Source organism: Brucella tritici (assembly GCF_902825325.1).
In the GTDB taxonomy this organism is placed as follows: domain Bacteria; phylum Pseudomonadota; class Alphaproteobacteria; order Rhizobiales; family Rhizobiaceae; genus Brucella.
Map to the genome: position 1 here is coordinate 111,916 of NZ_CADEAR010000004.1, position 26,301 is coordinate 138,216.

Below are 26,301 nucleotides of genomic sequence, written 5' to 3' on the forward strand. Positions count from 1 at the left end.
GTCCTTTAGGTTTATGCGCAGTCGTCAGCGATGGTCAGTGCAATGCCAGCCTGTTCGAGATCGGCCAGTACAGTCGCGTCGGGGGAGGCATCGGTTATGATCGCGTCGAAATCGGAAAGATCAGCCATGACATGCAGTGCGGGGCGTCCGAACCGCTGGTGATTGACCAGAAGACAGGTGCGGGCGGCGGACGCCGTCATGGCGCGCTTTGTACGCACCACATTCTCATCCATGTGATAGACGAGCTTGCCATTGACTGCAGGCGAGGAAATGAAGGCGATATCGGCACTCAGATGTGACAGGGCGCTTTCTGTCAGAATGCCGAAAAACGCATTGAACTTGGCTGAATAGGTTCCACCGAGCGCGATGAGATTGATTCCGCTTTCACCCTTCAGCTCATCAATGATGACGGCGTTGTTGGTGATGACCGTCAGCGGGCGTTTTTCCAGAAGCAAACCGCCGAGAACTGCGGCCATGGAGCCGTCGTTGATCATCACCGTCATACCCGGCTCGACAAGTTGGAGCGCGGTACGGGCCATCTTCTGCTTCGCTTCGCCGTCCTGCCGTTCGCGGAAGCGGAAATCGCTTTCAAATTGTGTACCGGTATCGATCGTCGCTCCGCCGCGTACCTTGCGCAGCACGCCGGTATGTTCCAGCGAATCCAGATCGCGATGGATCGTCATTTTGGAAACGGCAAACCGATCCGCCAGATCGTCGAGATCGACGGCCTGATTTTCGATCAGAAGGTTTATTATCGCCTGTCTTCTGTCGTCGCGCTTCACGCTCTCGTCCGATCTCATTGGCGGAACATTTATCGCGTGAAGTTAGATCACAAAATCACAAAAAAATCTATTATAAAAATGTTATTATGTTATTTTCCGTTCGGCTGTTCAACGAGCGCTTTTGCCGTGCGCTCATCGGTGATGAGGCCGTAAAGACGACCGCTTTTCAGCACGGCGCGGATGGCTTCCACCTTGGAAATTCCACCGGCAAGGCCCACAATTCGGCTCATATCCGCGTTTTCGACCGATGCAGCGATGGTGCGGGCGGTCAGCGCTGTTTCGAGGCGCTGGCCATTGGCGTCAAAGAAATGGCCGAGCATTTCGCCAACACCGCCGAGGCTGGCGATCTCTTCGACTTCAGCCAGTTCTATCATGCCGGATGTGACAAGCTGCGCCTGCGCATCGACTGTGCCGATGCCGACGATCTTCAGTTCAGCTTGGCAACCCATGTCGAAAACGGTGGTGACACCGCGTTGTGCGAGCAGCACTTCGCGGTCTTCTGCCGTGTTGGCGAAGAAGGGCACCGGCATCACATAAGCGGGCATACCTGTCTTTTCGGCGATGCGGTGCATCACATCATGCGGGTTGGCGGCAAAATTGCGTGTCAGGCCGCCGAGCAGCGACACGAAACGCAGGTCGTTGGCTACCACGCGGGGCATATAGTTGACTGCGGCCGAAAGCGTGCGGCCATGGCCGATGCCGATGACTTCATGGTCGCCATGCTCGATCTCGCGCCGCAGAAAATCCGCACCCGCATGACCAAGCGCCATGAGCGGCAGGCCCTCCTCGCCAATGTCAGGGGCAACTTCGCAATAATCGAGGCCGTACATATCGGCGAGGCGGTTTTCGAGGTCGATACATTCGGTTATGTCACCGTCGATACTGACCTTCACCGCACCGTCCGCGACGGCTTTGGCAATAAGGCGATGCGCTTTCACGGACGGCAGACCAAGGCGCTTCGCAACGGCTGACTGGGTCATGCCCGCCACGAAGTGAAGCCATGCAGCGCGCAGCGCCAGTGAATCGTCAGCATCTGCCATTGAAAGCGGTCCGGTTCCTTAAATTGTCTATATCTTCAAGTCCTTAGCGCCGGTGTCAATGTGCGGAGCCCAGAAAGCCACACTTTCCGCAATCTGCGGAATGACTTCACGGTCGTTCGGCTCGCGTTCCTTGAACGACAGCTCAAGGCAGATTTCATTGTCCACCGCACCGCCTTCGGCAAAGGCTTTCAGAAGTGGTTCTGGCTGGATGCGTCCCTTGGCATTGAACGCGGCGGTGAACGGACGATGTCCGCCCTTGTCCATCAGGCTCTGCTTGATGTGAATGATCGGTGAGACTTTCGGCACGGCGCGTGCCCAGGCGTAGGGATCGAAATCGTCCGGATTGGCGGAAGTCACATCGCCATGGTCGATATCAGCCATCATCCACATCGGAATTGCCATGTCGGCAGCGGTGAGGCGGTCCTGAAGCTTCATGCATTCGGCAATCGTCTCGCCAAATTCACGCCCGATGCTCATCGGCTCCCAGAAGACATAGTCGAGACCGGCACTGCTCGCATGTTCGGCGACTTCCGCCCAGCAATCGATCGCAATCTTGATAAGCTCTTCGCGGCGCGAAGCGTCATCGAAATCCTTGTAGGTGAAGATCGCAAACTGCGTGCCGACCGACTTGCCGCCAAGATCGCCGATAATGTCGGCAAAGGTCTTGAACCAGTCGATATAATAGCGGCGCACTTCTGCGTCCGGATGGCCGAAGTGATTGAGACGGCCATAGGGGCCGGTCATGCCGGAGGTGACACGAACGCCGGTGCGCTGCAGTGCCTTGTCCATGTCGCGCGTCAGGCGGCGAATGGTCGAAGCCTGCCAGCTTGGATTGATGAACTCGTGGGTGAGTTGGAGGTCACGCAGGCGCAGGTCGCGCGCCACGGTTTCGATCAGGTCGTCCGGCTCTGCAAAGCGGTTGACCAGTGGATTGGTGTTCAGCGAAAGCGTCAGAGCCATGGCTTCCTCAGGCAGTAAAATTTGCGTTGTCGAACCATGCGATGAATGCGGTACGTTCGGCTTCGGTCAGGTGCAGGTAATGCTTGGTACGGCGATAGAGAATGTCCTCTGCCGTCTTCGCCCATTCATTCGCTACCAGATAGCGCACTTCCGCCTCATAGAAGCTGCTGCCGAAATGGCGACCGAGACCTTCGAGGTTTTGCGCGCCTGCAACCACTTCTTTCGTGCGCGCACCGTAGAGGCGGCCATAATGATGGACGAGTGTGCGCGGCATCCACGGATAGGTGTCGCGCAAGCTATTGGCGAAGGTTTCATAATCGGCATTGGCGATTTCGCCGCCCGGAAGCGGTGCGCCATGCGTCCAGTCGCCGCCCATTTTCGGGAAGATGTGCTTGAGGCGATGCATGCCGCGCTCCGCCAGCTCGCGGAACGTGGTGATCTTGCCGCCAAAGACGTTGAGCAGCGGCGCGTCGTTGGTTTCGTCGAGGTCGAAGACATAATCGCGGGTGACGGCGGAAGGGTTGCCCTTGCCGTCGTCGAACAGCGGGCGAACACCGGAGAAGGAATGCAGCACGTCTTCGCGCCTGAGCTTTTCCTTGAAATAGCGGTTCACCGCAGTCAGCAGATATTCGATTTCCTTCTCATCCGCTGCAACGTCTTCGGCACGGCCTTCATAGGCGATGTCGGTGGTGCCAATCAGCGCCTTGTCGCCCTCATAAGGATTGATGAAGATAACGCGCTTGTCGTGGTTCTGGACGAGATAGGCATTTGCGCCCGACCAGAATTTCGGAACGATGATGTGGCTGCCCTTGACGAGACGCACATTGCGCGACGAGTTGGAGCCAGCGACATTGTGGATGACATCCGTAACCCATGGTCCGGCGCAGTTGACGATGCAGCGCGCGCGGAATGTGCGGGTTTCGCCGGTGTCGCGGTTTTTTGTTTCCACAATCCAGCCGCCTTTTTCGCGGCGTGCGGAGACGACAGGCGTGCGGGTAAGAATGGTCGCGCCTTTTTCAGCAGCGCCAACCGCATTTAGTGCAACGAGACGGGCATCATCGACCCAGCAGTCGGAATATTCGAAGCCTTTGGTATATTGGTCGACGATCGGCGTACCTTCCGGATCGCGCCGCAGGTCGAGCGTGCGTGTGCCGGGAAGCTTCTTGCGACCGCCGAGGTGGTCATAGAGAAACAGGCCGAGCCGCACCAGCCAGGCTGGACGGTCCTGCGGGCTGTGCGGCAGAACGAAACGCATCGGCCAGATGATATGGGGAGCGGCGTTCAAAAGCACTTCGCGCTCGATCAGCGCTTCGCGCACGAGGCGGAACTCATAATATTCGAGATAACGCAGGCCACCATGCACCAGCTTGCCGGAGCGCGATGATGTTCCCTGCGCCAGATCGTCCTTTTCCGCCAGCACAACCTTGAGGCCGCGCCCGGCGGCGTCACGGGCTACGCCCGCGCCGTTGATACCACCGCCGATGACAAACAGATCGCAGGTTTCCGGTTCAGCCATTTCATGCTCCTTCGGATGCAATTGCATCCCATAGTCTATATGCGTGCCAACTTGCCCCATACCGGCGTCAGTGCCAGCCGAGCTTCCTGATAGGCAACGAATAGTTCCTCATAGTGCTTTGCGCGCGGACCGTCCGGGGCCTCGCACGGGCCAAGCAGCGGCTCGACCCATTCCGCAATACATGCATCCATGCTGGGATAGGCGCCGATGGCCACCGCAGCCATCATGGCAGCACCTGCGGCTCCCGCCTCTTCGCGCGAGGAAACACGCACTGGCGCATTCACGGCTGCGGCAAGGGTGCTGCGCAGAGCCTTCGAGCGCGCCGCGCCGCCGGTGATGCGCAATTCGGCAGGCATTTCACCCATGGCTGCGTAGCAGTCGCGCGTTGCCATGCCGAGGCCTTCAACGACAGACCGCACCATTTCGGGGAAACGGTCGCGGCTGGAAAGGCCGACGAAACCGGCCCGGGCATAGGCATTGACGAAGGGGCCGCGTTCGCCCGCTTCCGAAATATACGGATGATAGAGGATCGCCCCCGGACGGCTGGCATTGAACCAATCATCAAGGCGGGGAATAAGGTCACCGAGCGAAATAGGCTTGTCCGGCGTCGACATGAGATCGGCAGCGACCTGCAATATCCAGTCAATATTGATCGTCGCGCCCATATTGGTCTGCACCTGCGTGACGATACCGGGAATGGGCAGGGCGATGACGTAGCCGGTGCCTTCCTTGTTCAGGTGGATGTCGGCAATCGGCTTGGCACGCATGTGCACGCCTGTGGAACCGATGGTCGAGCATCCGGCTCCTGCCGTTCCACCGCGAACGCCTGCGCCGAGTGCGGTCATCGCCATATCGACATAGGCGAGGCTCACCGGCGTTCCTGCCCGCAAGCCCGTTGCTGCTGCCGCTTCGGGGGAAAGCGGATGCTGCACTTCGGTGCCGTCGATGATTTCCGGCAGCAATCCACGTCGTTTCGTCAGGCCGAGCGCGTCGATGACGACATCGTCATACTGGCGATTGCGGAAATTGCCGAAGGTGAAGCTTGCTTCCGAGGGGTCGGTGGCGCGAATGCCGGTGAGATTGAGATAGAGCCAGTCCTTACAGTGGAGCGCAACTTCGGCATTATCCAGAAGCTCGGGCGCGATAGCATCCATATGCGCCATCTGGGAGCCCTGCTGGCAGGTGTTCAGCCCGGTGCCGGTCGCTTCAAAGCGCGCGCGGTTCATGGGGCCAGCGGCAAGCCGCGTGACCGTCGTTGCCGCACGGGCATCGAGCCATAGCCAGGCATCGCCAACCGGCTGGTTGTCGCGACCGACAAGCCAGGTTCCGTCGCCCTGGCCGGTAACGGCGATTGCCGCAGTGCGTTCGGCTAGGCCCGGCACCTTCGCGCCGAGGTCGCGCAATGCGCGCGCGCAGTCATGCCATGTCTGGGAAAGCGATTGTGTGACGGCGCCATGGTCGCCGGTATCGTATTTGTTGCGAACGGCTGCAGACTCGATCTGACGTCCGCTGAGATCGAAAGCGACTGCCTTGAGCACGGAAGTACCCGCGTCGATCCCGATGATGATGTCACCTTTCTCACGCATGGCGGATATGTGCTTTCATTGACATTTGGATTCCTCCCGCGACTGAAAATACGTCGCTCCCAGCCCCGTTTATAATGAAGTCGGGCAATGGCGTATGCTGGAGATAACATAACGCTACCACGTTGTCTGTAAAATTTTCGATGGTGAGAATTTTTTTTCACCAAACAGTGATTGCAGGGGAAATCGCTGTGATTCAATGTGCGGATTTTGACCCGTTTCTTTTCTTTCTGGCAAAGATTTTTCTATCAGAAAATTGCTAACTATCTGAAATAAATAATAATATTTTTGGATACCTCTTACGTTTCCATATGCTTTTATCGTGAAAAGTTGCTGTGTGAATAATTCGCGTTGTAACGGAATATGTAGTGGATTTCTCTGGATTGTGATGTGGATTCAGCATGGAATGGTGCTAATTAACCGGTGTTTCGAAAACATCCGATTGACAGCTTTCAAGCTTTATAACATCATTATTGGAGTTAATAACACACCGCTATCATAGGCTCTGATTGCGGTGCATCTGTTTCCAGGTTGCACGGAGGAGCGGGGCCCTGGAATTCATGTGGAGGCCATCATGATCTTGTCCATCGCATCTTGCGCCGCTTTGGCGGAGGCTCCTGCCTATCCGGCAGGCCCGATGGCAATGATCGAGAATAGTCTACAGGCGGCTTAAATCCAGCCGCATCATCCGTTTCCATAACGACAATACGGCAGAATTGCTGAAGGCGTTTGATAATGAGTGCACAAACCAGTCAAATTTCACAAAAACCCGCAAAGCTGAGCCGCGCCGTCGTCTGGAGCGTGATCGCTGTGGTGGTGGTTGTCGGTGCGATTGCCTTCGACACGAAAGTCGTGAAGATCGGGTCTGATTCCGATGTGCGCCAGCAGGCTTTCTCTCCCGATGCCTATGGCGCTTCCGAATTCCCCAAGGTGAAGGCCAGCGTCGAGCAGCGCGCCGTGGATGCTGTGGAAGTTGGAACGGCTCTCGCCGCCGACAAGGCCGCAGCCGGAAAGAAATATGGCGTGGGCGATGTTAATCCGGTCATCCCGGTCAAGTTCACGGGCGTCGTCGAAGAGCGCAAGTCCAACTACAACGTCGTGAAGGTCGATGGCCTGCCGGACGGCGTCGCCATCCGTGTCCAGACCGGCCCTGCCGTCAACGGCACCGATCTGCGCGATGCGACCGGCGAAATCCAGTTCGGCCAGTTCAAGAACCAGATCGAATATCAGAACGCCGGCTCGGCTTTGAACAATGAGATGAAGAAGCAGGTGCTTTCGGGCGTCGATGTCGAGAATCTCGTCGGCAAGACCGTGACGGTGGTTGGCGTCTTCAAGGTCGTCAATCCGAAGAACTGGCTCGTCACGCCTGTGGGGCTGGAAGTGAAATGAGCGCCGCTCCAAAAATCGAAGGCAAAAACGGCGATGTCGTTCTTGCCGCGCACAACGTCGCCAAAGCCTATGGTCGCATTCATGCCTTGAAGGGCGTGAATTTCGAAATTCGCCGTGGTCAGGTCACGACGCTTTTCGGCGAAAACGGTGCCGGAAAATCGACGCTGATGAAAGTGCTTTCCGGCGTCATCCAGCCGACCTCCGGCACGATCATTCTCGATGGCGAACCGGTGACGTTCAATTCGTCTACTGAAGCGCGCGATCTCGGCATCTCGATCATCCATCAGGAATTGAGCCTCGCGCCCAACATGAACGTGCGCGACAACATCTTCATGGGACGCGAAATCCGTACTGCGACCGGCGTCGATTTCGCCGAGGAAGAACGCCTGACGCGTGATCTTCTGAAGGAATTGGAAGAAGACATCGATCCACTGACGCCGGTCGAGGAACTTCGCCTTGGCCAGCAGCAGGTCGTTGAAATTGCCCGTGCTCTTTCGGTCAATTCACGTATTCTCATTATGGATGAGCCGACATCGGCGCTCAGCGCCTCGGAAGTCGAGGTTCTGTTCAAGGTGATCCGCGACCTGACGGCGCGTGGTGTCGCCATCGTCTATATTTCGCACCATCTGGAAGAAGCGCTGCAGATCACCAATCATGCGGTGGTGCTGCGCGACGGCACCATGACGGCCTATGCACCGCGCGAGGAAATCGATCTGGAATGGATCGTCCGCAACATGGTCGGCGAAAATTTCGATCTCGGCTCGCCGCCGACCGGCTATGACTGGGGCGATGTTGCGCTCTCCGTGGAGAACCTGACGGTTCCCGATCCGGGTGGTGCGGGCTTCGCGCTGGTCGACCGCATGTCGCTTCAGGTCCGGGCTGGTGAAATCGTCTGCATTTATGGCCTCATGGGTGCCGGTCGTACGGAGCTTCTGGAAACTGTTGCCGGTCGTCTCAAGGCAAGCGGTGGACGTGTTCTCCTGAAAGGGCAGGATGTTTCCGGCCTCACCATCGCGCAGCGTATCGAGAAGGGCCTTGTGCTGGTGCCGGAAGATCGCCAGCGCGACGGTCTCGTCCAGACGATGACGGTCGGCAAGAACCTGTCGCTCGCCAGCATCGCCGAAATGACGAAGGGCCTTTTCACATCGCGCAAGCGTGAAAAGCAGATTGTCGATCAGTCGATCAAGAATGTGCACATCAAGACGGATGGCGGCGAAGCGACAATCGGTTCGCTTTCCGGTGGTAACCAGCAGAAGGTCGTGATCGGCAAGATGCTGGCAACCGAGCCGGAAGTCATTCTGCTTGATGAGCCAAGCCGCGGCATCGACATCGGGGCGAAGGCGGAAGTGTTCAAGCTTCTAGCTGAAAAGGCGAAGCAGGGTCTGGCTGTCGTCTACACGACTTCGGAAGTCGGCGAGTGCCTTAGCATCGCTCATCGTATCATCGTCATGCACCGTGGACGCATCTCTGCCGAATTCGGATCGGACGTGTCCAAGGAGAAGATCATGGCCGCCTCGGGCGAAGCCATGGTCGGTCACTAAAATAGTTATGGAGCACTGATAGAATGTCAGTCACGAGCACCAACAAAGAAACAGCGGCTCCGAACGGCGCGAAGCGGAAACCCGGCATCGTGCATCTGCTGCTCGAAGGTCGTGCATTTTTTGCACTGATCGCGATCATCGCAGTTTTCTCGTTCCTTTCGCCTTATTATTTCACGGTCGACAACTTCCTCATCATGTCGTCGCACGTGGCCATTTTCGGCCTGCTTGCCATCGGCATGCTGCTCGTCATCCTCAATGGCGGCATCGATCTTTCCGTTGGCTCCACATTGGGGCTGGCCGGTGTGGTCGCCGGTTTTCTGATGCAGGGCGTGACGCTGCAGGAATTCGGCATCATTCTCTATTTCCCGGTCTGGGCCGTGGTTCTCATCACCTGTGCGCTCGGCGCGTTCGTCGGCGCGGTCAACGGTGTGCTCATCGCATATCTGCGCGTTCCGGCCTTCGTTGCGACGCTCGGCGTTCTCTATTGCGCGCGCGGCGTGGCGCTTCTGATGACCAATGGCCTGACCTACAACAATCTCGGCGGACGTCCGGAACTTGGCAATACGGGCTTTGAATGGCTTGGATTCAACAAATTGTTCGGCGTGCCGATCGGCGTTCTGGTTCTGGCGGTTCTCGCCATCATCTGCGCGATCGTTCTCAACCGCACAGCATTTGGCCGCTGGCTCTATGCATCGGGCGGCAACGAACGTGCGGCTGAACTGTCCGGCGTTCCGGTCAAGCGCGTCAAGGTGTCGGTCTATGTCATTTCCGGCATTTGCGCTGCCATCGCAGGTCTGGTTCTTTCTTCGCAGCTTACGTCGGCTGGTCCGACAGCAGGCACCACTTACGAACTGACGGCAATCGCTGCCGTGGTTATCGGTGGCGCTGCGCTCACTGGGGGGCGCGGTACTATACAGGGCACACTTCTCGGCGCTTTCGTGATCGGTTTCCTTTCCGACGGCCTCGTGATTATCGGCGTGTCCTCCTACTGGCAGACCGTCTTTACCGGCGCGGTGATCGTGCTCGCGGTTCTGCTCAACAGCATTCAATACTCCCGGCGATGATCGATAGCGGCTCTGTCCACCGTTCCGGATGGAGCCGCGAAAACAGCCGGGCGTATCGAAAGAGTTCCAAAAGGGCACAAGATCTCGAAAACGGCCTGATGGAAATGAGTACCGCCGGGGAACCGGCATAACGCAAACGAAAAATGTTAAGGGAGTGAGACCATGTTCAAGAAGGGAATGCGCGTTCTGTTCGCCGCTGCGGCAGCGTTGCCTCTCATCGCCAGCACGGCCTGGGCCGAAGGACTGATGACGATCATCGTCAACGATCCGTCCAATCCGTACTGGTACACCGAAGGTGAAATTGCCAAGAAGACCGCTGAAGGTCTCGGCTACAAGGCTGTTGTCGGTGGCCACAAGGGCGACACCAACACCGAAAGCAACCTGATCGACACGGCTATCACCAACAAGTCGGTTGCCATCATTCTCGACCCGGCCAATGCGGACGGTTCGGTCGGCGCGGTCAAGCGTGCAATCGCCGCCAACATCCCGGTTTTCCTCGTCAATGCGGAAATCAACCAGGAAGGCCTGGCCAAGGCACAGCTCGTTTCCAACAACGCACAGGGCGCCGCTATCGGTGCGACCCAGTGGGTCGAAAGCGTTGGCGACAAGGGCAAGTATGTCGAGCTGTTCGGTTCGCCATCGGACAACAACGCCGCAACGCGCTCGAACGGCTATGAAACCGTTCTGTCGCAGTATCCCGATCTGGTGAAGGCCGGTCAGGACGTCGCCAACTGGGACCGTACGCAGGGTCACGACAAGATGCAGGCTCTGCTTCAGGCCAATCCGGACATCATCGGCGTTATCTCCGGTAATGACGAAATGGCTCTGGGCGCAATTGCTGCTCTGAAGAAGGCTGGCAAGCTGGATCAGGTGAAGGTCGGTGGTTTCGACGGTTCGCCGGATGCGGTTGCAGCCATCAAGGCGGGTGAACTGCAGTACACCGTTCTGCAGCCGGTTGCCGTGTTCTCGGAAGCTGCCGTCAAGCAGGCCGACAACTTCATCAAGACCGGCAAGACCGGTGTGGATCATGAAAAGCAGCTCTTCGACTGCATCCTGATCACCAAGGACAATGTCGACAAGTACACCTCGCCGTTCGTTCTCGAACAGTAAGGTTTGAAAAGGCGCATCCCGGCAGCAGAACGCTTTCGGGATGCGCATTTCCAGAAGTCCCTCTCCTCAAGAAAGTCCCATGCAATCACTCGCTGGATTTTGGGGCTGAAGACCGCGCAATATAAAGCCTATCAGGCGATTCCGAAGCTTTTGGAACGCGCAAGCAAGGGGACAAGTGACAGGCATGGCAGTGAGCAACAAAGCAAGCATTGACAAGCTTATGACGGAGCAAGTGCCGAACGACAGCCGGCATGCGCGTCAGCTCGTCCGGCGCCAGCAGATTGCGGAAACTGTAATGGCTGAAGGCTCGATGCGTATCGAGGACCTCACCGAACGGTTCGGCATCAGCCTGATGACAGCGCATCGCGACGTCGATGAACTGGTCAGCCGCGGCCTGTTTCGCAAGTCGCGCGGCATCGTGTCGGCTGCGCCCACAAGCCTGATCGAGGCAAGCGATCTTTATCGCGTTACCCGCCAGTCGGAAGAAAAGAAACTGATCGCCGAAGCTGCAATGCAGTTCGTTGAGCCGGGACAGGCCATTTTCTTCGATGATTCCACCACTGTTCTGCAAATGGTGCCGCATCTTCCGGGCAAGGGGCCGCTCACCGTCATTACAAACTCGCTGATTCTGATGAACGAAGTACGCGACATCAAGGATGTGACGCTGCTCGGTCTTGGCGGTCAGCTCTATAACTGGTGCAACGCATTCGTCGGCGGCATGACGATCCACGAAATTCGTCGTCTTCGCGCCGATGTGGCCTTCATTTCGATTGCAGCGATCACCGACGACCTCCTGTTTCATCAATCACCGGAAATGGTGGAAACCAAGCGTGCCATGCTGGACTGCGCCGCCAAGCGCATTCTTCTTGCCGATCACACAAAATTCGAGCGCCGCGCTTTACACAATTTCGGGGCGCTCAGCGACTTCGATGTCGTCATCGTGGATGAGGCTACGCCTTTCGCGCATATCGAGCGCATGGAGGCGCAAGGCATCAACGTGGTGGTTGCCCGCGCCAATGCCGGGACAGGCGGCAAGCAAGAATAGCTCGCGCATATTTATCAGGAATACGATACATGCCCTCTCTGCTCGGAATCGACAGCGGACTGACCGTCACCAAAGCCGTACTGTTCGATATTGACGGAACCACCCTTGCCATTGCCCGCCGCCGCGTGGCGCAATCCTTTCCGCGCGCCCGCCATGTCGAACGCGACATGGATGAATTCTGGACTGCAACGGCGGATGCTATTGCCGAAGCCATCGCTAAAGGCGGGCGACCTGCGTCCGACATTCTGGCCATTGCCACCACAGCGCATGGTGATGGCATCTATATGCTCGACAAGGATCGCCGTCCGCTTGGCGCAGGCATATTGTCTCTCGACAGCCGCGCCGTTGATGTTGCGGAGCGTTGGGTCAATAGCCCCGTTGCAGAGCAGGCCATAACCATCACCGGCCAGCTTCCCCATGCATCGGCACCATCCGCCATTCTGGCATGGGTGAAGGAAAACGAACCGGAACGCTTTGGCCGCATCGTGCATGTGATCGCCTGCAAGGACTGGCTGCGCTTTTGCCTGACCGGCGATGTCGGCACGGATCGCACCGAAGCCTCGACCTCCTTCACCGATGTCAACACGCAGGAATATTCGAAAGAAGCGCTCGCTCTTTTCGGGCTGGATGCGCTTTGGGACGCATTACCACCCATGTCGCGTTCCGATGAAATCGTGGGTAGCGTTTCTGTCGAATGCGCACAACGTACAGGCCTCGTTGCCGGAACACCGGTTGTCGGTGGCTTGCACGATGTCACCGCTTCAGCGCTTGGCGTCGGCGGGCTTGGCATCGGGACCGTTGCCGTGGTGGCCGGGACCTATTCCATCAACGAAACATTATCTTCCGAACCGCGTGTCGACAAAAGCTGGTTCTGCCGCAATGGTATTGCGCCGGGCGAATGGAACAATATGTCGATCTCGCCGGCGTCGACGGCCAATTACGACTGGTTCCTCGACAAGCTCTGCCCGGCAGAACGGCGCGAGGCAGAGGAAACAGGGCGTTCCATCCACGACATGCTGCGCCCGGAAATCGATACGGCATTGGCGAAGCCTTCGACGGCGATGTTCCATCCCTATCTCTTCGGCTCGCCCTATGGGGCGATGGCGAGCGGTGCGTTTTTCGGTCTGCGCGGCTGGCAGGATCGGGGCGATATGCTGCGCGCAATCTGGGAAGGCATTGCCTTCAATCATCGCATCCATGTTGATCACCTGAAGGACGGGTTTGCAATCTCCGCTGCGCGCCTCACCGGCGGCGTGTCGCGTAGCCCGGCTTTCGCGCAGATGTTTGCCAATGTGCTCGGCATGCCCGTTACCGTTACGGATACGGACGAGGCCGCCGCCTGGGGGGCTGCCCTTTGCGCTGGCAAGGGCGCAGGTGTCTTTGCCAATGTCTACAGCGACCCGCGCGATCTCGACGCCATAGGCCGCACCTATGAACCGGATGCAGCGCGAAGCGCGCTTTATGAAAAGCGCTATCAGCTTTTCAAGGAGATCGCATCTGCGCTTGGGCCGGTCTGGCCAAAGATCGAAGCTCTTGCGGATTGAAGGACAAGGCGCGATGCGCCACAGACATAAAGACAGTAAGATGAATGACTTCGCAGGCAAGGCCGGAATGAAAAGCCGCATCGGACAACTGGAAGCCGAGGGCGTGGATGTGCTCATCCTTGGCGCTGGTGTCAACGGAGCGGGCCTCTATCGCGATCTTTGCGAGCAGGGCGTGAGCTGTCTCATCGTCGACAAGGCGGATTTCGGTTCAGGCACAAGTGCTGCGCCGTCGCGGCTTATCCATGGCGGCCTCAAATATCTGGAAACCGGTGAGTTCGGGCTTGTGGCCCAGTCCACACTGGAACGTAATCTGCTTTTGAAAAATGCGCCGCACAATGTCGAGCCGCTGCCGACTTTCATTCCTGTCTTCTCATGGACCAAGGGTATTACGGCGGCGTTGCGTACCCTATTTGGCTCGACGACCGCGCCGCGCAGCCGTGGCGCCGCGCTGATCAAGATCGGTCTGGCGCTTTACGATTATTTTGGTGCGCGCGAGCGCGTTATGCCGCGTCACCGTTTTCTGCTGAAGGAGGCGGCGACGAAGGAAATGCCCTATATCACGCCCGCAATCGTGGCGGGCGGCATCTATCATGATGCGAAGGTCAGCCAGCCGGAACGTCTGGTCTATGAACTTGTCAGCGACGGACTGCACGCCAATTCGAAAAGCGCTGCCGCCAATTTCACGACGCTGGTTTCCGCCGAGAACGGCCTTATCGGCTTTGAAGGGCCGGGTGGTGTGAAATTCGCGGTCAGGCCGAAGCTGGTCATCAACGCGGCTGGGCCATGGATCGACCGGGTCAATGCTGCGCTTGGCAAGCCGACCAAGATGATCGGCGGCACCAAGGGCTCGCATATTCTTGTCGATCACCCCGAACTGGTGAAGAGCCTGAACGGACGAATGATCTATTTCGAGGCGGATGACGGACGCATCTGCCTTGTCTACGACTATCACGGTCTGGCGCTGGTGGGTTCCACCGATATTCCATCGGACGATCCCGACAATGTGCGCTGCGACGATCCTGAAACCGACTATTTCATCGACAGCCTGCGTTCGCTGCTGCCGAAGCTCAAATTCGACCGCAGCCAAATCGTCTACACTTATAGCGGCATTCGTCCGCTTCCGGCTTCCAATGCTTCCGAACCGGGTTTGATCAGTCGCGATCATTCCGCGCCCGTCATCGAGCCGGATAACGAACGGCCATTCGCGATCATTTCGCTTGTTGGCGGCAAGTGGACCACATTCCGCGGCTTTGCCGAGGAAGTGGCCGACAAGGTTCTGGGCCGGTTCGACAAGACGCGGCAGGTTTCAACGCGCAACCTCCCTATAGGCGGCGGCAGGGACTATCCGTCCGATGATCGCGCCCGCAAGGCTTGGGTGACGAAATATGCCACCGAAACAAAGTTGTCCGCCGCACGGGTTGAGACATTGTTGAAGCGCTATGGCAGCACGGCCCTGCCGATCCTCCGAGAGGAAGCAGAAGTAACGGTCGCGATGCTGCCTGAAACCGACACGGTCAGCGCGACGGAAATCGCATGGATCGCACGCAACGAGCTTGTCGTGCATCTGGCGGACGTCGTTTTGCGGCGCACCACACTTGCAATCGACGGGGCGCTGACGACCGGCAATCTTGCTGCAATCGCCGATATTCTGGCGCGGGAGCTTGGCTGGGACGATGCGCGCAAGGCGCAGGAAATCGAAGCGGTCAACACAGAGCTTGAGAAACGGCATAACGTGATTTTGCAGCGGGACCCCGCCAAAAGGCGCTGAACAGTCCGTGAAGTTGATCTATGTTGCGTTGTGAACAGGAAAGGAAACGCCTCATGGATATCAAGCGCAACGGAACTGATCCTTCGGGGAAAGGCCCTGCCGACTGGTTTACCGGCACTGTCCGTATCGATCCGCTGTTTTCTCCCAATAATGTCCGGCGGGCTGCGGCTGCGACCGTGACGTTTGAGCCCGGCGCACGCACTGCATGGCACACGCATCCGCTTGGCCAGACCTTGATCGTGACCGCCGGGCTTGGCCTTGTGCAGCGCGAAGGCGGACCGATTGAGGAAATCCGGCCCGGCGATGTGGTCTGGTTCGAACCGGGCGAGAAGCACTGGCACGGCGCATCCGCGAGCAATGCCATGACCCATATAGCCATTCAGGAACAGCTCGACGGCAAAGTCGTCGACTGGATGGAGCATGTCAGCGACGTGCAATATGGCGGTGGCAAATAAATTTCGCCCCGGTTTTGCGCAGCTTTCAGAAATCGACCCGACTGATCAATGGTCAAAGGTTGCGCAAAACGCAAAGATGATTGCGTATATTGCGAACAGGCGTTTCCTGTTTCCCCTATCATGTTGCTCTCAATAAAAACAAAGGGGAGAAGATAATGAAACGCATCGTTCTTTTGCTTGCAGCAAGCGTCGCCAGCCTTGCCAGCGTGCAGGCGCATGCCGCTGAAGGCGCAAACTGCAAGGCACCCAAATTCTCCGATGTCGGCTGGACCGACATTACTGCGACGACAGCACTCGCTTCTTTGCTGCTTGAGAAAGCCGGGTATGAGCCGCAGACAACCATTCTTTCCGTGCCGGTCACCTTCCAGTCTCTGGAAAATGGACAGATCGATATTTTCCTCGGCAACTGGATGCCGCTTCAGGAAGAAGCGCGCAAACCCTATATCGAAGGAAAGAAGGTCGAGCAGGCTGGCGTCAATCTCGAAGGCGCCAAGATTGGTCTTGCAGCAACAGGCAAGGATCTCGGCATCAAGAACTACGCTGATATCGCGAAGTTCAAGGATCAGCTTGGCGGCAAGATCTACGGTATTGAGGCTGGCAGCAGCGCCAACGCCACGATCCAGTCGATGGTCGAGAAGGACAAGTTTGGCCTGAAGGATTTCCAGCTCGCGGAATCGAGCGAGCAGGCCATGCTTTCGCAGGTTCAAAACGCGGTGCGCAAGGATGAGCCCGTTGTGTTTTTCGCGTGGACGCCGCATCCGATGAATATTCGCTATAAGCTCACCTATCTGGAAAATGGCGAAAACCTGTTCGGACCGGATGACGGTGCCGCGACCGTCGAAACATTGACCCGCAAGGGCTATGCAGCGGATTGCCCCAATGTCTCGCGCTTTCTGTCGAACCTGAAGTTCAGCACGGAGATGGAAAGCACGATGATGAACATGATCCTGAACGACAGCATAGAAGCCAAGGACGCCGTGACGAAATGGATCAAGGACAACCCGGCGCAGCTTGATGCGTGGCTTGACGGCGTGACCACTTTCGACGGCAAGCCCGCGCTCGCAGAGGTGAAGTCGGGGCTTGATCTGTAAGAAACCCGTCCGCTATTGCCGCAGCTTGCTCGGCGATTGACCGAAATGTCGCTTGAAGGCGCGCGACAGCGAACTGATCGACGAAAAGCCGGTCTGTTCCGCTGTATCCGCCATGGAGAGATGCGTATCGAGGATCAGCCGCCGGGCCGCTTTCAGCCGAAGCGACAGGTAGTAATTGCCCGGTGACTGCCCGATCACATTGGCGAACAGCAATTCAAGGCTGCGCGTTGAAAGCCCAAGTCTTCGGGCTATGCTCGACACGGGGATCGGGCGGTCGATATGGGTTTCCATGATTTTTATGGCATCTGCCAGTCGTGGTTCGCGGTTAAGCAAACGGCCAAGGGATACCAGCGGCTGCGCATCGGAAGCCTGTTTCACCTCGTCGTAGATGTAGAGGCTCGCCACATCCAGCGCGATGGAATAGCCGTGGCGGGCGCGAATGAGCGCCAGCATCATGTCAAGCGCCGGTGCCGCGCCTCCGGTTGTCAGAAAAGCTCCATCCCGCACCCAACGATCCGATTGCATTTCGACTTCCGGGAAGCGCTGCGAGAATGCTTCCATGTCTTCCCAGTGCGTTGTTGTCTTACGTCCGTTCAGCAATCCTGCCTTTGCCAGCACCCATGACCCGGCTTCCACACCCACGACGAGTTTCGATTGCTTGGCCGCCTGGCGCAGCATGGCGAGAAGCTTCGGCGTCGCATGTTCCAGCGCGTGAAAAGCGCTGACGATAATAAGAATATCCTGCGCGCCAGCCTCGAAACGGCCATTGGCCGCAACTTTGAGGCCGCTGGATGTGACGGGATCGCTGCCATCCGGCGACACCACCCGCCAGCGATAAAGCGAGCGGCCCGTCACGCGGTTGGCGCCGCGCATGGGGTCCAGCGTTGCAGCCAATGACATAAGCGAACAATCCGGCAGGACCAGCAAGGTAACGCTCAGTTCTTCGTCGGAGGGCTCAAAGATCATACGTTTCGCTCTTCGCCAAATAGATTTCGTAAAATGATAATCCCGGCATTTCGTGACCTGTCAAGCTCGGCGAAAATTGAGGGAAACGATCATGCCTTTAAAGCCCGCCCGCGAAATATTCATCACCGCCGCCGTCACCGGTGCCGGAGCCACCACGCACCGCTCGAACAAGGTGCCGATCACGCCGCGCCAGATCGCGGATGCGGCCATTGAGAGTGCCGAAGCGGGTGCCGCTGTCGCGCATATTCATGTGCGCGATCCGGAAACGGGTGAACCATCGCGCAAGCTGGAGCTTTTCCGCGAGGTTGTGGACCACATCCGGGCGTCCGGTGTCGATATCGTGCTGAATCTGACGGCAGGTGTCGGCGGCGATCTGGTCTTTGGGTCGGCAGAAGCGCCGCTGCCGCCCGATGCCGCCAAGACCGATATGGCGGGCGCAACGGAACGGCTTGCCCATGTCGCTGAACTCTTGCCGGAAATCTGCACGCTGGATTGCGGCACGATGAATTTCGGTGAAGGCGATTATGTGATGACCAACACGCCCGCCATGCTCAGGGAAATGGCCGGGCAGATACAGCGGCTTGGCGTGCGCCCGGAGATCGAGATTTTCGACACCGGCCATCTGCCGCTCGCCCAATGGTTGCAACAGCAGGGCCTGCTTGATGACCCGGTTCTGGTGCAGCTGTGCATGGGTATTCCATGGGGCGCGCCGGACGATCTGGCGACGCTGGTATCCATCCTCCACAACCTGCCGGATAACTGGATTTTCTCGGCGTTCTCCATTGGCCGTAATCAGTTGCCTTATGCGGCCCTTGCCGTGCTGGCGGGTGGCAATATCCGTGTGGGTCTCGAAGACAATATCTGGCTCGACAAGGGCGTTCTGGCGTCGAATGGCGATCTGGTCGAACGGGCCAAAGCCATCGCCGTCAATATGGGAACGAAGGTTCTGACGCCTGCTGAAGTCCGCGAAAAACTCAAGCTTACAAAGCGTTGGTGAAATCCATGAATAGCCATTCTCCCAAGATTGCCTGCATTGGCAGCGGTGTCATCGGCAGCGGCTGGGCCGCACGCTTTCTGCTGAACGGTTTCGACGTTGCTGTTTACGATCCGTCGCCCGATGCAAAGGCGACGACCGAACACATTCTCGATAATGCGCGCAAGGCGCTGGCAGCGCTGACCACTGTGCGTCTTCCGCAGGAGGGGCAATTGTCGTTTTCCTCTTCGCTGGCGGAGGCGGTGGCAGGCGCGGTGCTTGTTCAGGAAAGCGTGCCCGAGCGTCTCGACCTGAAACTTGCCGTTCTGGCGGAGATTGAAGCCGCTTGTGCAGACGATGCACTGATCGCCTCGTCCACCTCCGGTTTTCTTCCAAGCAAGTTGCAGGCTGGGTTACGGCATCCGGAGCGCCTCTTGATCGCGCATCCCTACAATCCCGTTTACCTGTTGCCGCTGGTTGAACTGGTGCCGGGAGGCAAGACTTCCGTATCGACAATCGAAAGTGCGTCCGCGCTCTACCGCCAGACCGGAATGGAGCCGGTCGTGCTCGAAAAGGAGATCGATGCTTTCGTGGGGGACCGCCTGCTGGAAGCGCTGTGGCGCGAGGCATTGTGGCTCGTGCGTGACGGTATCGCCACGGTCGAGCAGATCGACAATATCATCCGCTATTCGTTCGGGCTTCGCTGGGCGCAGATGGGGCTGTTCCAGACCTATCGCATTGCCGGTGGTCCGGCAGGCATGCGGCACTTCCTGGCCCAGTTCGGGCCTGCGTTGCAATGGCCATGGACGAAGCTGACAGATGTGCCCGATCTCGATGACAGCCTCATCAACCGCATCGCGGACCAGTCGGACGCGCAAAATGAAGGGCTTTCAATTCGCGATCTGGAGCGGATTCGTGACGAAAATCTGGTCGCGATCATTCGCGCTCTGGCGCATCAGCAAAATGGCAAGGGTTGGGGCGCAGGCGCGCTTCTCAACGCCTATACAGCACGGCTCGATGCGGCTGCGGGTTCTTCCAAGGCAGGTTCCGGTCCATTGCGCCTACTGGATGCGCGCGTCATCCCGGAATGGATCGACTATAACGGACATATGACCGAGCATCGTTATCTTGATGTATTTGGCCAGACGACGGACAGGTTTCTGGCGCATATCGGTGTGGACGAAGCCTATCTGAAATCCGGTCACAGCTACTACACGGTCGAAACCCATATCATGCATCGCGGCGAGGCCAAGGCAGGCGATGCGCTGCATGTCGAAACGCAGTTGCTCTCCTTCGACGAGAAGCGCGCACATGTCTTTCACAGCCTCCGGCGTGGCGATACGGAGATTGCCAGCGCCGAGCAGATGTTGCTTCATGTCGACAGCAAGGCGGGCAAGGCGGTCGCTGCGAAGACCGAAATTCTGGCCGTATTGGAGGGGCTTTCTCACACACACCGCGAGATGCCGACACCGATTGCTGTCGGTCGGCATGTTGGAAGACGAGGCTGAACGACGTCTATAATTTTCAGTAGGATCCAAGGTGCTGATCCAAGATCGGCGCTTTGGGTTCTGTTATGCTTGACATTTAATCAATCGATTGATTAAATCATGATATGAGCAAAACGAAACATGCAGGACAAGAGCCTCCGTCACCTTCGGTCGATCAGACGCGGATGGCGCTGATCCATGCGGCCTTGCAACTGTTTGGTTCGAAGGGCTTTGACGCCACATCGACCCGCGAGATTGCCGGGATGGCCAAGGCGAATATCGGTTCCATTGCCTACCATTTCGGCGGCAAGGAAGGGCTGCGGCTGGCGGCGGCAGACTATATTGTCGAAACGATACAGGGCATTGCGGGGCAGGCGCTCGGGCACCACGGTGTGATCAGTGCACCTGCCGAAACGAAGGAAACGGCCCGTCAGCAGCTTGGTCTGGCGCTGGAGCGGATGACGTATTTCATTGTCGCACAACCGCAATCCGGCGAGATCGTCCAGTTCCTTTTGCGTGAGCTGGCGCATCCGACGGCGGCGCTCGATCGTATCTATTCCGGTGTTTTCGAGCCAATGCACAAAAGGCTGTGCGCCATCTGGGAAGTCGCGACGGGCGAACCTGCCGAGAGCGAGGCTACGCGGCTTCTCGTCTTCACCCTGCTTGGGCAGGTTGTTTATTTCCGCATTGGCCGGGAGGCGGTGAAACGGCGCATGGGCTGGTCCACAATGGGTTCGGAAGAGGCGGCGGCTGTTGCGGCAATCGCACGCCAGAATCTCATGGCTATTCTTGCAGCGAAGGACGCCGCCAAAAACGGCGAGGTGTTGGCATGAGCATTCTCTGTATGGTTCCTTTTGCGTCCTACCTTTTCGCCGCATGCAGCGCGCAGCCTCTTGCTGTTGGTTATGTTGAGGGTGAATTCGTGCAGCTTGCACCGCTGGAAGTGGCGCAGGTTCAGTCCGTTGCCGTCAGGCGTGGTGATCGCGTCGAACCGGGCAAGCCGATAGCAAAGACGGAAGATGCGGATGCAAAGATCGCCGTTGCGCAGGCCGACGCGGCGCTGGCGCAGGCCCGCGCGCAACTGGCGGATTTGCAGGTTGGCAAGCGTCCCGATGAAATTGCAGTTCTGGATGCGGCCGTCAGGACAGCAAAGGCACAGGCAGACGATGCCCAGAGAACTCTTTTGCGTACGCAGGACCTGACGAAACGCGGGGTGATGACGCAGGCACAGCTTGACGACGCGGCCACCAAGGTGGAAGTGGCTCAGGCCTCGATCAATCAGGCCACAGCCAATCTGGCGGTTGGTCGCTTGCCCGCGCGCCCGGAAGAGATCAAGGCGGCGGAAAATGCCGTCAAGAGCGCCGAAGCGCAGCTAGATTCCGCACGCTGGCATCTGACCAAGCGAACGATTGAAGCACCCGCACCGGGCCGGATCACCGATGTCATCCGTAATCCGGGCGATATTGCGGGTCCGTCCGCACCGGTGCTGACCATGTTGCCGGACGGTGCGGTCAAGCTGAAGGTCTATATTCCGGAAGACAAGTTTTCGGCGGTGCGGGTGGGCGATATTCTGTCCGTGCGCTGCGATGGTTGCGCGCCTGGCCTGCAAGCGCGTGTGAGCTATGTTTCGCCCGATCCCGAGTTCACACCGCCCGTCATCTACTCGCTTGAAACGCGCCAGAAGCTTGTCTATCTCGTCGAGGCGCATCCGGTCGATCCCGCATCGCCTCTGCAGCCCGGTCAGATCGTGGATGTCGATCTGGCTGCCCGATAGGCGGAGGTGGCAATGTCGAACGCTATCGATGTCAAAGGTCTCGTCAAGCGCTTCGGTGACGCTACGGTCGTCGATCATGTAAGCATGTCGGTGGCCGAGGGCGAGATTGTCGGCTTTCTGGGGCCGAATGGTTCGGGCAAGACGACCACGATCCGCATGATGTGCGGGCTGCTGACGCCCGACGAGGGCGAAGGGAAGGTGCTGGGTTTCGATCTTCGTACCGAAGGACTGAAGATCAAGCGCGAAGTCGGTTACATGACGCAGCGTTTTTCATTCTATGAAGACCTGACCATTGCCGAAAACCTTGAATTTGTTGCGCGTCTCTACCGGTTGAAGCCGGTGAAGGAGCACGTGGCACGGACACTTGAGGAGCTGGGACTGACCTCGCGTGGGGATCAGTTGGCGGGCACGCTTTCCGGTGGCTGGAAACAACGGCTGGCACTGGCAGCCTGTATCATGCACAAGCCCAGGCTCCTGCTGCTGGATGAACCGACCGCTGGGGTCGATCCGAAGGCACGGCGCGACTTCTGGGACGAGATACATCGTCTGGCCGATGGTGGACTGACCGTACTCGTCTCGACCCATTACATGGACGAAGCCGAGCGCTGCCACCGCATCAGCTATATTTCCTATGGCAAGCTTCTGGCCACCGGGACCGTCCGGGATGTCATCGAGAAGGCGGGGCTGACGACCTTCATCGTCAATGGCCCGCGACTTGGCGAAGTAGCACATGAACTGGAAGGTGAACCGGGTGTCGAGCAGGTTGCGCCTTTTGGTGCGACGCTGCATGTCGTGGGGTCCAACAGGGCGAAGCTTGAGGCGGCTCTGGAGAAGATCAGGCATCGCGAGGGGACCACAGTCGAGGTGGGCGAAACCAGTCTTGAGGACGTGTTTATCCAGTTCATGGCCAATGCGCAGGATAATATGTCCAAGGACAGGAACTCCGGGAGCGGCAAACCATGAGCGGCTGGTTCTCGTTCGAACGTCTTGGCGCGATGCTGGTGAAGGAATTTATCCAGATGCGGCGCGATCGCATCACCTTCGCCATGATGTTGGTCGTTCCATTGATGCAGCTGCTGCTCTTCGGCTTTGCCATCAATAATGATCCAAAAAGCCTGCCGAGCGCACTGGTCGTGACCAGTCAGGATCATTATACGCGTGCCATGATTTCCGCGCTGGAAACCACAGGCTATTATCGTTTCGACCACGTCGTGCAAAGTGCCGCAGAAGCCGAGGCCTTGATTGCCAACGGCACCGTTTCCTTCGTGGTGACGATACCGTCGGATTTTGCAAGACGTGTCGATGCAGGCGAACAGCCGCAGATCCTGATCGAGGCCGATGCGACGGACCCGTCGGTGGCAAGCGGTGCGATTTCCACGCTTGGAACGGTCGCAAGTCAGGCGCTCCTGCGTGAACAGGGCAAGCAGGCTGAAGCTTCAGATGCTGCGCGAAGCCAGCTCCAGGTCATCGTGCATCGCCGTTACAACCCGGAAGGCGTATCGCAATACAACATCGTCCCTGGTCTTCTGGGTGTAATCCTGCAGATGACCATGGTGATGATGACGGCTATGGCGCTGACCCGCGAGACAGAACGGGGCACGATGGAAAACCTGCTTGCGATGCCCGCAACGCCCGCCGAAATCATGTTGGGGAAGGTTCTGCCATTTCTTGTCGTCGGTGGCGTGCAGGTCGTGGTCGTGCTGGTCGCGGCCAAGCTTTTGTTCGGGGTGCCCTTTGTCGGTTCGCTGGCGCTGCTTTTGACCTGCGTGCTGATCTTCGTCTTGTCGCTGGTCCTGCTCGGCTATACGATCTCGACGGCGTCGCGCACGCAGATGCAGGCCATGCAGCTTACCTTCTTCTTCTTCCTGCCATCGCTGATGTTGTCCGGTTTCATGTTCCCGTTTCGGGGTATGCCCGATTGGGCGCAGGCGCTGGGCGAGATTTTTCCGCTGACGCATTTTCTGCGGATCGTCCGTGCTGTCATGCTTAAGGGCGCCCACCTCTCCGACATTGCCGGAGAAGTGAACGCCCTCATATTCTTCGTGTTCCTGTTTGCGTCGCTGGCGCTTCTGCGCTTCAGGAGAACGTTGGATTAGCAGGCTGATGGAGCCAGCGCTGTTTTCGGGCGGCGAGACAGTGTGAACAACAATCCTGCCGCTGCCAGAAGGCCGCCTGCGACGGGAATGGCTGCATAGCCATAGCCTGCGCTGATGACGCCGCCGCCAAGGGCCGCGCCCACCGCATTGCCGAGGTTGAACGCGCCGATATTGATCGACGATGCCAGCCCCGGTGCTTCCGATGCAGCCTGCATCACGCGGGTCTGAACCGGAGGAACGATGGCGAAAGCTGCCGCACCCCAGGCGAGCAGGCCGATTGCCGCACCGATATGGCTTCCCAGCAGGAACGGCAGTGCCAGACTGATGATGGCAAGCGCTGCAAGAAATATCCGCGTAGCACCATTGAGCGACCAGTCTGCGAGGCGTCCGCCGAGCGCGTTGCCGATAGTGAAGCCCACGCCGATAAGAATGAGCGCCAGCGTCACGAAACCTTCCGAAGCGCTTGTAAGGTCGGCCAGTACAGGCGCTACATAGGTGTAGAGCGTGAACATGGCACCAGCGCCCATGACGGTCGTTGCGAGCGACATCAGCACGGTCGGGCGCATCAGGACGCCGAGCTCACGACGGATGTCGGGCATCTTGCCTGCCTCGCCACGCGGCAGCGAAAGCCAGAGCGCCGCGATGGCGAGCAGACCCAGAACAGCAGTACCGGCGAACGACATGCGCCAGCCGATCTGCTGGCCAATCCAGGTCGCAGCCGGGACGCCGCCAATATTCGCAATCGTCAGACCCATGAACATGGTGGCAACGGCGCTTGCCCGCTTTTCAGGAGGCACGACGCTGGCTGCAACAATGGAGCCAAGCCCGAAAAACGCACCGTGATTGAGGCTCGTTACCAGACGCGCTGCAAGCAGCGTCCAGTAATCCGGTGCGAGAGCCGACAGGATGTTGCCGAGTGTGAAAATGCTCATCAGCAGCATCAGTGCCGTGCGTTTGCCGAACCGTCCGAAGGCAAGTGTCATGATCGGTGCGCCGACCATGACGCCGATGGCATAGGCGCTGACCAGAAGACCGGCCGTCGGAATGGAAACGTCAATGCCGTCGGCAATGACCGGCAGCAGACCCATAGGTGCAAATTCCGTAGTGCCAATACCAAACGCACCGATTGCAAGCGCCAGAAGCGGCCAGTTGAAACCGGCCGTCTTCGTTGCGCTGTCGTGAGACGTCATCGTGCTCATCATAGCCTCCGTTATTTGTCCCAGACCGGGGTCAGACCTTCGGGGCTGACCAGTCGTCCATTGGGGCCAGCGAGTTTGGAGATTGCCGTCATGTCTTCTACGCTGAGCTCAAAGTCGAATATGTCGAAGTTTTCAGCGACACGCTCGGGCTTGGCTGTCTTGGAAAGTGCGATGAAGCCGCGTTCAATCAGCCAGCGTAGACCCACCTGAGCGGCAGTCTTGCCGTATCGGGCGCCAATGGCCTGCAAGATGGGGTCGCGCGGCACTGCGCCATCAGCCATGCCGTAATAGGCGGTGATGGCAATGCCTAATGCCTTTGCGGCCTCTGCTACGGCATTCTGGTAGAGATAAGGATGGACTTCGATTTGGTTGGTGACGATGGGTGCTGCACTGCGAAGAATAGACTCTTTCATCTGCGCGACATTCTGATTGCTCACGCCAATGAAGCGCGTCTTGCCTGCCGTTTGCACTGCGTTGAGCATGTCGATCTGATCAGCAATCGCCACCTTGTCGGCAGGCCAATGCAGGAGCAGGAGGTCAACCTGATCTACTTTCAGTTTGTCGAGGCTTTCATCCACGGATGCACTGAACTTTTCCGGGCTGTAATTATCGACCCAGACTTTTGTGGTGAGAAACAGGTCTTTGCGTTGCGCGCCTGCCTTCTCAAGAGCACGACCGAGGGCAGCCTCATTTTGATAGATCTGGGCCGTATCAAAATGGCGGAAACCCGCTTCCAGCGCAGCCGGGATGACGCTTTCCACTTCCGCATCCGTCATGCGGAAAACACCGAAGCCGAGCGCGGGTATAGACGCACCGTGTGCGTTTACGATTTTCATATCATCTCCTGTCGATTGGCCCTCGGCGTTTTCGCGTCAGTTGCGCGAGCTTGGGAGGCTCATGCTTCGGGCCGTCAATTTA

At 58.1% G+C, this 26,301-nt stretch carries 23 protein-coding genes and 1 pseudogene; 15 read left to right on the plus strand and 9 right to left on the minus strand.

Translation table 11 applies throughout. The features are described 5' to 3' along the window. Positions 1-11: 11 nt before the first annotated feature. The 6 genes and pseudogenes from HWX93_RS07175 to HWX93_RS07200 all read right to left on the minus strand — a co-directional run. On the minus strand, positions 12-782 hold the full coding sequence (locus HWX93_RS07175) for a DeoR/GlpR family DNA-binding transcription regulator (RefSeq protein WP_109986726.1): 771 nt from the start codon (positions 780-782) through the stop codon (positions 12-14). Between the two features lie 89 nt (positions 783-871). After that, positions 872-1,822: a sugar-binding transcriptional regulator gene (locus tag HWX93_RS07180; RefSeq protein ID WP_109986727.1), complete on the minus strand. Its 951-nt coding sequence runs from the start codon at positions 1,820-1,822 to the stop codon at positions 872-874. A gap of 27 nt (positions 1,823-1,849) precedes the next feature. Further along, positions 1,850-2,782: a sugar phosphate isomerase/epimerase family protein gene (locus tag HWX93_RS07185; protein ID WP_109986728.1), complete on the minus strand. Its 933-nt coding sequence runs from the start codon at positions 2,780-2,782 to the stop codon at positions 1,850-1,852. Positions 2,783-2,789: 7 nt separating this feature from the next. Next, on the minus strand, positions 2,790-4,298 hold the full coding sequence (locus tag HWX93_RS07190; protein WP_109986729.1) for a glycerol-3-phosphate dehydrogenase: 1,509 nt from the start codon (positions 4,296-4,298) through the stop codon (positions 2,790-2,792). Positions 4,299-4,333: 35 nt separating this feature from the next. Continuing rightward, complete coding sequence (locus tag HWX93_RS07195; protein ID WP_176036976.1) at positions 4,334-5,884, minus strand: FGGY-family carbohydrate kinase; 1,551 nt, start codon at positions 5,882-5,884, stop codon at positions 4,334-4,336. 659 nt (positions 5,885-6,543) lie between these two features. Next, positions 6,544-6,637, minus strand: a pseudogene (locus HWX93_RS07200) (ATP-binding protein); the annotation flags it as partial. On the opposite strand from HWX93_RS07200, the gene HWX93_RS07205 reads away from it, so the two are divergent. The 9 genes from HWX93_RS07205 to choX all read left to right on the plus strand — a co-directional run bounded on the left by HWX93_RS07205 (position 6,617) and on the right by choX (position 16,888). After that, a complete protein-coding gene (locus HWX93_RS07205; protein WP_176036977.1) occupies positions 6,617-7,270 on the plus strand; it encodes a DUF2291 family protein in 654 nt (217 codons plus the stop codon). The pseudogene HWX93_RS07200 and the gene HWX93_RS07205 overlap by 21 nt on opposite strands. Then, on the plus strand, positions 7,267-8,811 hold the full coding sequence (locus tag HWX93_RS07210) for a sugar ABC transporter ATP-binding protein (protein WP_109986732.1): 1,545 nt from the start codon (positions 7,267-7,269) through the stop codon (positions 8,809-8,811). The genes HWX93_RS07205 and HWX93_RS07210 overlap by 4 nt, the downstream gene beginning before the upstream one ends. Positions 8,812-8,834: 23 nt before the next feature. Then, positions 8,835-9,875 (plus strand): ABC transporter permease, encoded by a 1,041-nt coding sequence (locus tag HWX93_RS07215; protein ID WP_061346700.1) that lies wholly within the window; start codon positions 8,835-8,837, stop codon positions 9,873-9,875. 162 nt (positions 9,876-10,037) lie between these two features. Continuing rightward, a complete protein-coding gene (locus HWX93_RS07220) occupies positions 10,038-10,985 on the plus strand; it encodes a D-ribose ABC transporter substrate-binding protein (RefSeq protein WP_061346699.1) in 948 nt (315 codons plus the stop codon). A gap of 184 nt (positions 10,986-11,169) precedes the next feature. Continuing rightward, positions 11,170-12,030 (plus strand): DeoR/GlpR family DNA-binding transcription regulator, encoded by an 861-nt coding sequence (locus HWX93_RS07225; RefSeq protein ID WP_109986733.1) that lies wholly within the window; start codon positions 11,170-11,172, stop codon positions 12,028-12,030. A 29-nt stretch (positions 12,031-12,059) separates the two neighbouring features. Next, positions 12,060-13,574: an FGGY-family carbohydrate kinase gene (locus HWX93_RS07230; protein ID WP_176036978.1), complete on the plus strand. Its 1,515-nt coding sequence runs from the start codon at positions 12,060-12,062 to the stop codon at positions 13,572-13,574. Positions 13,575-13,614: 40 nt separating this feature from the next. After that, entirely contained in the window at positions 13,615-15,342 is a 1,728-nt protein-coding gene (locus HWX93_RS07235; RefSeq protein ID WP_176036979.1) for a glycerol-3-phosphate dehydrogenase/oxidase, read from the plus strand. 53 nt (positions 15,343-15,395) lie between these two features. Further along, positions 15,396-15,797, plus strand: a complete 402-nt coding sequence (locus HWX93_RS07240) for a cupin domain-containing protein (RefSeq protein WP_109986736.1) — start codon at positions 15,396-15,398, stop codon at positions 15,795-15,797. Between the two features lie 155 nt (positions 15,798-15,952). Further along, positions 15,953-16,888 (plus strand): choline ABC transporter substrate-binding protein, encoded by a 936-nt coding sequence (choX, locus tag HWX93_RS07245; protein WP_176036980.1) that lies wholly within the window; start codon positions 15,953-15,955, stop codon positions 16,886-16,888. A 12-nt stretch (positions 16,889-16,900) separates the two neighbouring features. Here choX and HWX93_RS07250 read toward each other — a convergent pair whose 3' ends face one another. Then, positions 16,901-17,854, minus strand: a complete 954-nt coding sequence (locus tag HWX93_RS07250) for a GlxA family transcriptional regulator (RefSeq protein ID WP_109986738.1) — start codon at positions 17,852-17,854, stop codon at positions 16,901-16,903. A gap of 91 nt (positions 17,855-17,945) precedes the next feature. Here HWX93_RS07250 and HWX93_RS07255 point away from each other — a divergent pair, with 91 nt between their 5' ends. The 6 genes from HWX93_RS07255 to HWX93_RS07280 all read left to right on the plus strand — a co-directional run bounded on the left by HWX93_RS07255 (position 17,946) and on the right by HWX93_RS07280 (position 24,184). Further along, positions 17,946-18,851: a 3-keto-5-aminohexanoate cleavage protein gene (locus HWX93_RS07255; RefSeq protein ID WP_104755611.1), complete on the plus strand. Its 906-nt coding sequence runs from the start codon at positions 17,946-17,948 to the stop codon at positions 18,849-18,851. A gap of 5 nt (positions 18,852-18,856) precedes the next feature. Beyond that, positions 18,857-20,335, plus strand: coding sequence for a carnitine 3-dehydrogenase (locus tag HWX93_RS07260; protein WP_109986739.1), 1,479 nt, complete (start codon positions 18,857-18,859; stop codon positions 20,333-20,335). Positions 20,336-20,439: 104 nt separating this feature from the next. After that, positions 20,440-21,147, plus strand: a complete 708-nt coding sequence (locus HWX93_RS07265; protein WP_176036981.1) for a DUF1956 domain-containing protein — start codon at positions 20,440-20,442, stop codon at positions 21,145-21,147. After that, positions 21,144-22,088: an HlyD family secretion protein gene (locus tag HWX93_RS07270; RefSeq protein ID WP_176036982.1), complete on the plus strand. Its 945-nt coding sequence runs from the start codon at positions 21,144-21,146 to the stop codon at positions 22,086-22,088. Before HWX93_RS07265 ends, HWX93_RS07270 begins: the two co-directional genes overlap by 4 nt. Positions 22,089-22,100: 12 nt before the next feature. Continuing rightward, on the plus strand, positions 22,101-23,051 hold the full coding sequence (locus tag HWX93_RS07275; protein ID WP_109986742.1) for an ABC transporter ATP-binding protein: 951 nt from the start codon (positions 22,101-22,103) through the stop codon (positions 23,049-23,051). Then, a complete protein-coding gene (locus tag HWX93_RS07280) occupies positions 23,048-24,184 on the plus strand; it encodes an ABC transporter permease (RefSeq protein ID WP_176036983.1) in 1,137 nt (378 codons plus the stop codon). Before HWX93_RS07275 ends, HWX93_RS07280 begins: the two co-directional genes overlap by 4 nt. On the opposite strand, the gene HWX93_RS07285 is transcribed toward HWX93_RS07280, so the two are convergent. Beyond that, on the minus strand, positions 24,181-25,383 hold the full coding sequence (locus tag HWX93_RS07285) for an MFS transporter (RefSeq protein WP_109986744.1): 1,203 nt from the start codon (positions 25,381-25,383) through the stop codon (positions 24,181-24,183). The genes HWX93_RS07280 and HWX93_RS07285 overlap by 4 nt on opposite strands. A gap of 11 nt (positions 25,384-25,394) precedes the next feature. Continuing rightward, the gene (locus HWX93_RS07290) at positions 25,395-26,219 is read right to left on the minus strand and encodes an aldo/keto reductase (protein WP_176036984.1); all 825 of its coding nucleotides are present in this window, start codon (positions 26,217-26,219) and stop codon (positions 25,395-25,397) included. Between the last annotated feature and the right edge of the window lie 82 nt (positions 26,220-26,301).